This window comes from Streptomyces sp. NPDC111744, assembly GCF_055634995.1.
Genome location: NZ_JBVKCG010000007.1, coordinates 390,156 through 396,155 on the forward strand (window position 1 = coordinate 390,156; position 6,000 = coordinate 396,155).

Sequence of the window (6,000 nt, forward strand, 5' to 3'; positions counted from 1 at the left end):
ACGAAGATCTCTCATTCCAACCGCCGGACCATCAGGGCTGGTTGCCCGACTCGTCCTTCTGCTGACCGCCGTTGCGGTCGTCGCCGGCCTCACTGTCCGGCCCGGCCTCGCCGACCTCACGGGACGGGACCATGTCAGCCTGGTCGGCGATTCCTACGACGGCTACGACACCAAAGCGGCTGAACAGCTGCGCGGGGACCAGTGCGTGGCCACTGATGCCCTCCGCAAGGGCGGACCCAATTTGTTCGCCCTTGCGCAGAACTCCATCGGGCTGCCTCCCGATCAGCTCCACCAGAAGCTCGACCGGGACCTCTCCAACAACAACACCCCTCTGCACCAGGCGTTCTACGCGGACGGCACCAACAGTGACCAGTGGGTGAAGAAGGTCGGTGACCAGGGACAGGTCTGGTCCAGCACGGTCAGCGGCCTGGACTCCTACCCTGGCGCACCGCGGGAAGCGAACAAGATCTTCGACCAGATCGGGCTGCTTCCGTGGCTGTACCAGTCGTACTTCAAGTCGGTCGACCTGTTCTCCCCGTTCTACGAGACGTCACCCACCGCTGACGACGGCACGAAGGCCGCCGCGCTCGCGATCGGCGACCAGCTGTACACCACCGGGGGGACTGCAGAGGAGCAGCAGGCGTGGGCGCTGTGGAAGAAGAACTCCGGCAAGATCGAACCCAATCAGTTGTTCGTTCCCCGGGTGTTCGTCGATGACGCCCGTATCTTTCTGTCCTCGGGTGGTTTCCCGCGTACGGCCCCGGCTCCGGACAGCCCGGAGTTCCGCATCGCAGTCGAGGACTTGAAGTCCCGCTTCGCCTCATGCGCGTGGCACGACCCGATCGACCCGGACCGGGTTCTCGGCAAGGAGGTGGCGCAGGCGTCCGCCGAGTGGCAGCAGGAGATCGCTTCTCAGGCCACGCAGCGGCAGCAGATCCTCACGGCCAGCGTCAGCGCCACGAAGGCGTTGCAGGACGGCACGTTCGCCCTGGGCAAGCTTCTGGGCCAGTCATGGATCGCTGACTACTCCACCCGCTGGCTGGACTACTACACCGAGGGCGGCATCGGCTGGATCGGCGACGCCGCCAATGTGATCAAGGTGGTGGCTGCTTCGGGCAAGTGCCTGGACGTAGCGGGGGCCAAGAAGGACAACGGCACGCCCGTGCAGACCTACACCTGCAACAACAGCGCGGGCCAGGAATGGCAGCTCGAGCAGGACGACAAGGGCCTGCACCTGAGGAACACCAATTCGGGCAAGTGTCTGGACGCCGGCAGCGACACCTCGAACGCGACGAAGATCCAGATCTGGACGTGCAACCAGTCGCCGGCCCAGACCTGGGAAGCCGGCGTCCGCGCCACCACCGGTCTGAAGAACGCGGCAACAGGCACATGCCTGGATCTGAAGACGTTCACCGACAGCCAGGACGCGTTCCTCAAGACCTGTAACGGCACGGACGCACAGAAGTTCAAGGTCTCCCCGAAGGGCCACACCGGCACCGCTCCGGCGAAGGCCGACGTGGACAAGGCCAAGGCGAACATTACGAACGCGCAGTCGGAGGCGAAGAAGCAACTCGCCGTCGTCAAGGCGCAGCTCGCCGCCGCGCAGCAGGCCGCCACGTCCTCGGACACGGCCCTCCAGACCGCCTACGGCATCGCCGACTCGAACGGCGCGCCGCGGGGCCGGGGTCTGCTGGTCGGTCAGCAGAAGGACCAGGTGACCAAGGGGTCGGTCGCCGCACTTCAGGCGATGGAGAAAGCCGCCGAGACGGCCGAGGCCGCCACCCGTGCCTCCGCCGGGGACAGCCAGACCATCACACAGCGCGCCCTCGCCCAGGCGGCGCAGGTGCAGGCCGAGTTCCGCAAGGAGGCCGCGAAGACGGCCGAGTTGCAGGCCAAGGCGGCCGCCGACGCGGCGAAGATCCACCGGGACAACGCCAAGCAGGACAAGGAGACCGCGGAGGCTAAGCTCACCGACGCCCTGAAGGCCGAGGGCGACGCGAAGGCGGCCGCCGCCGACGCACACGCCAAGCGCCTGTCCGCCGAGGCCGAGGAGAAGACGGCCAAGGCGGAGAAGGAGACCGCCGCGGCCAAGCAGGCCGAGGCCGCCGAGCACAAAAAGAACGCCGAGTCCCAGGCGAGTGCCGCGAAGGACGCCAAGGACAAGGCGGAAGCCGCCGAGAAAACCGCCGAGAACAAGCGGGACGACGCGGTCACGGCCCGCGACAACGCCAAGGACAAGCGCGACGACGCCTGGGACGCCCAACAAAAGGCCGACGCCGCCCGCGCCAAGGCGGACGCCAAGGACGCCTACGCCGACTCCCTCGACTCCGGCGACGCGGCAAACGCCGCCCGCACCGCCGCCAACGAGGCGGACAAACACGCGGACGACGCGGAAGCAGCAGCCACGAAGGCCCGCTCCGAGGCCGACGCCGCCACCCAGGCGGCCGCCGACGCCGACGCCGCGGCCACCCGCGCCGAAGCAGCCGCCAAACGCGCCCGCTCCGACGCCGATGCCGCCCAGGCCGACAAGCTGAAGGCCGATGCGGCAGTGAAGACCGCCACCAGCGCGACAGCGGACGCCATCAGGGCCTCCCAGGGCGCCGCCGCCGAGGCCAAGACCGCGGTCCAACTCGCCAACGAAGCGGAACAGCACGCCAAGGACGCCAAGACCCAGGCGAACGCAGCCAACGCAGAAGCCGGCAAGGCACTCGCAGCCTCGGCGAAGGCTGCGGGGTACGCGCATGTCACCGCCCAGGCCGCAGTGGACGCCGGCAAGGCGGCGGAGCAGGTCGCGGCCCCGGCCAATGACGCCATACAGCTCGGCTCGCCGTACGTCGACACCGACTCGGTGGCCGGTCTGGTGGTGCTGACCGGGCAGGCGTCGAAGTCCATCGCCGACCAGCAGCAGGCGGTCGCAGACGCGCACGCCACGAACGCGGCAGCCGAGGCCAAGGCGGCCGAGGACCTCGCCGACCAGGCCAAGGGGGATGCGAAGGAGGCATATCAGCACGCGGCGAACGCGGCCCAGTACGCGGCCGACGCCCGCACCTACTCCAAGGAGGCCCTCGGCTACGCGGCCGACGCCGCCAAGGCCGCCTCGGCGGCGGCCGAGTCCCTGGCCCGCACCGTCGAGTACGACAAACAGGCCACCGAGGACGCGGCAGCAGCCGACACGGCGGCCGGCAACGCCGAGGGCTACGCCAAGGACGCCCGCGACTCCGCCGACGCGGCCGAACTCGATGCCGAAGCGGCCCGCTCCGCAGCAACCCAGGCCGAACAGGACGCCAGGGACGCCCGAGCGGCGGCCGACCGCGCGGACGCCGCGGCCACCGAGGCCGAACAGGCCGCCAAGGACGCCGACAAATACGCCAAGGAGGCCCAGGACGCGGCCGACCGGGCCGAACAGGACGAAGCCAACAAGCAGGTAGCCACGGGTGCCGGTACCGGCGCCGACGGCGTCTTCTACGTCATCGATGAAGACAAATCGGAGATCCTCTCCGGTAAGCAGACGAAGAACTGCACGCTCACCGTCCAAGGCTGCGACGTCGCGTACAAGGTCAACGCCAAACTGGTCGTCGACTTCTACCTGTGCACCGACGACAGCGCCCTCGCCACTGCTACCGGCTGCCCGAAAGCGGCGTGGCAGTGGCTCGACCGTAAAACGGTGACGGCCGAGGACGTCGACTGGGAGCACCACTTCACCGCTGGTCAGATCACCCGCCTGGGCTGGCAGAACCTCTTCGGTGACACCCTCGGCAGCGTCCTGTACGACGTGATCCTCGGGGATGCCATCAAGTGCTTCCACGGGTCGGCTACGGCGTGCGCCTGGACCGCTGCCATGTTCGTCCCATTCGAAAAGCCCCTGGCCGCACTCGCCGATGCCGTCAAGGCGGTGGACGACGCCGCGAAGACCGGCATCGGCTTCGCCGATGCCTGGAAGGGCCTGCGCGCGCTCAATCTTTCCGACGAAGCCATCGCAGGGATCGGGGCCAAGGCACTCGATGCCCTCAGCAAGGCGCGGAAGCTCTGCAACGGGAACAGCTTCCCCGGCACCACCCGGGTGCTGATGTCCGACGGTACGACCAGGAGGATCAAGGACGTCAGGATCGGCGACACCGTCCTCGCCACCGATCCCGAAGGCGGCCGTACCGAGAGCCACCGTGTCTCCCGCACCGTCTACACGCCGGACGACACCGACTTCGCCGACATCACGATCAACGTCGGGAAGGCCCGGATCACCGCCACACAGCACCACCCCTTCTGGTCACCCAGCGCCCATCGCTGGATCGACGCCGGCGACCTCAAGCCCGGCCAGACGCTGCGCACCAGCAGCGGCAATACCGTGGCCGTCGTCCGAGTCCACCTCTTCCAACGGCTGCACTCCGCGTACAACCTCACGGTCGACAGCCTGCACACCTACTATGTGCTGGCCGGGGCGACGCCGGTTCTGGTCCACAACACGAGCGGTTGCCCGACCGGAACCATGGTGCTCGGCATCGGCGAGCACTCGGAGGCGCTGGCCAAGGAGATTGAGGGGGGATACACCTTCAACGGTGACGCCTTCGCGGAGGTGGTCGGCCGGAGCAACGGAAAGCCGATCGCCCTGTGGATGACCGAGGTCTCGAATGTCCTGCGCAACAACGGCAAGGTGGCGGTCAGCCTCAAGGGTTTCGACGGGGACACCCCGGCCGAGCAGTATGCGCGCGCATATAAGGCCTGGCGCTCGGGTGACTGGGCGGCCACTCAATGGGAAATGGGCCAGATCGGACTTCAGATCCAGTTGGAGAATTTCGAGTGGCGCAACATCACGTTCTACAGCAAAGAGGGCCAAGTCGTGAACATCCCCGAACCCGATTGGGACGTGCTGAACAGTGAGAGCTGAAGTGACGCCGGAGCCCACCGGTCCCGAGCTGTTCCGGTCGGACAGATACTTCAAGGTCTGGCAGTACACCGTCGGCCATCGCAGGCTCCTGCTCCGCAGTAGCAGGGACAGACCGCCGGAGACCCGCATCGACGTCCACTTCGCCAACGTTGACCTCATGGTCCTCCGCCCCGGCTACGAGGGCCTGGTCATCCGCCGGGCCGACGACGAGGAGTGCGCGAAGGCCGGCCTCGACTACGGAGTGGAGGTCCTTCCGGGCCGCCTGTTCGCCCTGGGCCACGGCCTGAGGAGCTTCGTCGTCTCCGCGCCTCCGCAGTGGCACGAGGACGAGGGTGAGATGGACGATCCCTCATGGTTCGGCCAGATGCGCGGAACACGCTGAAGCGCCCGGGAGGCTCCCTCGCGAAGGGGCCTCCCGACGCCGACCGGATGGGGACGGGGTCTGCCCGCCCACGGCATGCCACGGGCCCGGCGCCCACGTGACGCGCCCCACCCCACACGAGGGAATCGCTCGCCAATCCCTCGCCCTGGACCACACTCCCGATCGCCCCGAGCACACTCCCGTGCAACACCCGGCCGTTCCAACCCCCCGGCGTTGCCACTGCCGGGAAGTCGATGATGGACACTCACCGGAAAGACCTGTACCCGGACGTGACCGCTGCGGGCGGCCTTGTAGCGGCGATGAAAAAGGCCGCGAAGCTGGGCATGGGCGAAATCTGGCCAGTGCCCTCGCCCGTCGACGACATCATTGGTATCAAGACGGCAAGCTTGGGAGATCGGCTCGACGGACGACCTCGGGTTGCTCGTAGAGGCGGTCGTTGCATGGGGGAAGGCGTGCCCTTCGACGAGTTGGCGGTGGGATTCACGTTCCTGGAGCTTGATGAATTCGCCAGGACGATCGAGAAGGGAGAGCCCACTTCGTCGCAGTGGGCCGACCTTCCGTCGACCGAATTCCGCCGGAGGCAATGGATCTTCTGCGTCGTGTGTCACTGCCTGACGGTGAAGTACTGCCATGCGCCCCACGTGCTGAGGTTGCCGGTGTCCTTGCTGCTGTGGACGTACTCGGCCCGCATACGGAACTTGCTGGTGATCGCATTGGTCAGGCTCAGCGTCGCATA

Annotated in this window: 2 protein-coding genes and 1 pseudogene; all 3 read left to right on the top strand. The window is 67.6% G+C overall.

What is annotated here, in order from left to right; genetic code table 11:
• The first annotated feature begins 205 nt into the window (after positions 1-205).
• Positions 206-4,882 carry an RICIN domain-containing protein gene (locus tag ACZ7OO_RS19310; RefSeq protein ID WP_471505957.1) on the top strand — a complete coding sequence of 1,559 codons (4,677 nt, stop codon included), beginning with the start codon at positions 206-208 and terminating at the stop codon, positions 4,880-4,882.
• A 1-nt stretch (position 4,883) separates the two neighbouring features.
• Complete coding sequence (locus ACZ7OO_RS19315) at positions 4,884-5,264, top strand: hypothetical protein (RefSeq protein WP_471505958.1); 381 nt, start codon at positions 4,884-4,886, stop codon at positions 5,262-5,264.
• A 236-nt stretch (positions 5,265-5,500) separates the two neighbouring features.
• Positions 5,501-6,000, top strand: a pseudogene (locus tag ACZ7OO_RS19320) (hypothetical protein); the annotation flags it as partial.